Origin of the sequence: Escherichia sp. MOD1-EC5189, assembly GCF_002966045.1 — a bacterium.
Taxonomy (GTDB): Bacteria; Pseudomonadota; Gammaproteobacteria; order Enterobacterales; family Enterobacteriaceae; genus Escherichia; species Escherichia coli_F.
This window is the reverse complement of sequence record NZ_PTRX01000084.1, coordinates 1-1910: the sequence shown is the minus strand read 5'-3', so window position 1 is coordinate 1910 and position 1910 is coordinate 1. Positions and strand designations below refer to the sequence as shown.

Annotated in this window: 2 protein-coding genes and 1 pseudogene; all 3 read left to right on the top strand. The window is 58.3% G+C overall.

Annotated elements, in window-relative coordinates:
* Positions 1–82, top strand: a pseudogene (locus ATB02_RS26385) (phage tail protein); the annotation flags it as partial.
* Positions 79–627, top strand: a complete 549-nt coding sequence (locus tag ATB02_RS25565) for a tail assembly protein (RefSeq protein WP_105272409.1) — start codon at positions 79–81, stop codon at positions 625–627. The pseudogene ATB02_RS26385 and the gene ATB02_RS25565, both read left to right, overlap by 4 nt.
* 60 nt (positions 628–687) lie before the next feature.
* The coding region (gpJ, locus tag ATB02_RS25560) for a TipJ family phage tail tip protein (protein ID WP_105272408.1) at positions 688–1910 on the top strand (1223 nt) is incomplete at its 3' end.

The following is a 1910-nucleotide window of genomic DNA, read 5'->3' as shown; positions in this document are numbered from 1 at the left end:
CCTCTGGCGTCACCGGGCATGGCACGCATCTGCCTTTACGGGGATTTACAACGATTTGGCCGCCGCATCGACCTTCGTGTGAAAACGGGGGCTGAAGCCATCCGGGCGCTGTCCACACAGGTCCCGGCGTTTCGTCAGAAACTGAATGACGGCTGGTATCAGGTGCGCATTGCCGGGCGTGATGCAGGTGAAACCGAATTATCTGCCCGTCTTAATGAGCCGCTGGCAAATGGTGCCGTGATCCACATCGTGCCGCGTCTGGCGGGAGCTAAAAGTGGCGGTGTGTTTCAGGTGGTGCTGGGGGCGGCGCTGATTGCGGTGGCATGGTGGAACCCTGTGGGCTGGCTGGGTGCCGCGGCTGTATCGGGCATGTATGCGGCAGGGGCCAGTATGATCCTGGGCGGAGTGGCGCAGATGCTGGCACCGAAAGCCAGAACTCCCCGTACACAGACAACGGATAACGGCAAACAAAACACCTATTTCTCCTCACTGGATAACATGGTTGCCCAGGGCAATGTTCTGCCCGTTCTGTACGGTGAAATGCGCGTGGGGTCACGTGTGGTTTCTCAGGAGATCAGCACGGCAGACGAAGGGGACGGTGGTCAGGTTGTGGTGATTGGTCGCTGATGCAAAATGTTTTATGTGAAACCGCCTGCGGGCGGTTTTGTCGTTTATGGAGCGTGAGGAATGGGTAAAGGAAGCAGTAAGGGGCATACCCCGCGCGAAGCGAAGGACAACCTGAAGTCCACGCAGTTGCTGAGTGTGATCGATGCCATCAGCGAAGGGCCGGTTGAAGGTCCGGTGGATGGATTAAAAAGCGTGCTGCTGAACAGTACGCCGGTGCTGGACACTGAGGGGAATACCAACATCTCCGGTGTCACGGTGGTGTTCCGTGCCGGTGAGCAGGAGCAGACACCGCCGGAGGGGTTTGAATCCTCCGGCTCCGAGACGGTGCTGGGTACGGAAGTGAAATATGACACGCCGATCACCCGCACCATTACGTCTGCAAACATCGACCGTCTGCGCTTTACCTTCGGCGTGCAGGCACTGGTGGAAACCACCTCAAAGGGGGACCGGAATCCGTCGGAAGTCCGCCTGCTGGTTCAGATCCAGCGTAATGGTGGCTGGGTGACGGAAAAAGACATCACCATTAAGGGCAAAACCACCTCGCAGTATCTGGCCTCGGTGGTGGTGGGTAACCTGCCGCCGCGCCCGTTCAATATACGGATGCGCAGGATGACGCCGGACAGCACCACAGACCAGCTGCAGAACAAAACGCTCTGGTCGTCATACACCGAAATCATCGATGTGAAACAGTGCTACCCGAACACGGCACTGGTCGGCGTGCAGGTGGATTCGGAGCAGTTCGGCAGCCAGCAGGTGAGCCGTAATTATCATCTGCGCGGGCGCATTCTGCAGGTGCCGTCGAACTATAACCCGCAGACGCGGCAATACAGCGGTATCTGGGACGGAACGTTTAAGCCAGCATACAGCAACAACATGGCCTGGTGTCTGTGGGATATGCTGACCCATCCGCGCTACGGCATGGGGAAACGTCTTGGTGCGGCGGATGTGGACAAATGGGCGCTGTATGTCATCGGCCAGCATTGCGATCAGTCGGTGCCGGACGGTTTTGGCGGCACGGAGCCGCGCATCACCTGTAATGCGTACCTGACCACACAGCGCAAGGCGTGGGATGTGCTCAGTGATTTCTGCTCTGCGATGCGCTGTATGCCGGTATGGAACGGGCAGACGCTGACGTTCGTGCAGGACCGACCGTCGGATAAGGTGTGGACCTATAACCGCAGTAATGTGGTGATGCCGGATGATGGTGCGCCGTTCCGCTACAGCTTCAGCGCCCTGAAGGACCGCCATAATGCCGTTGAGGTGAACTGGATTGACCCGGATAA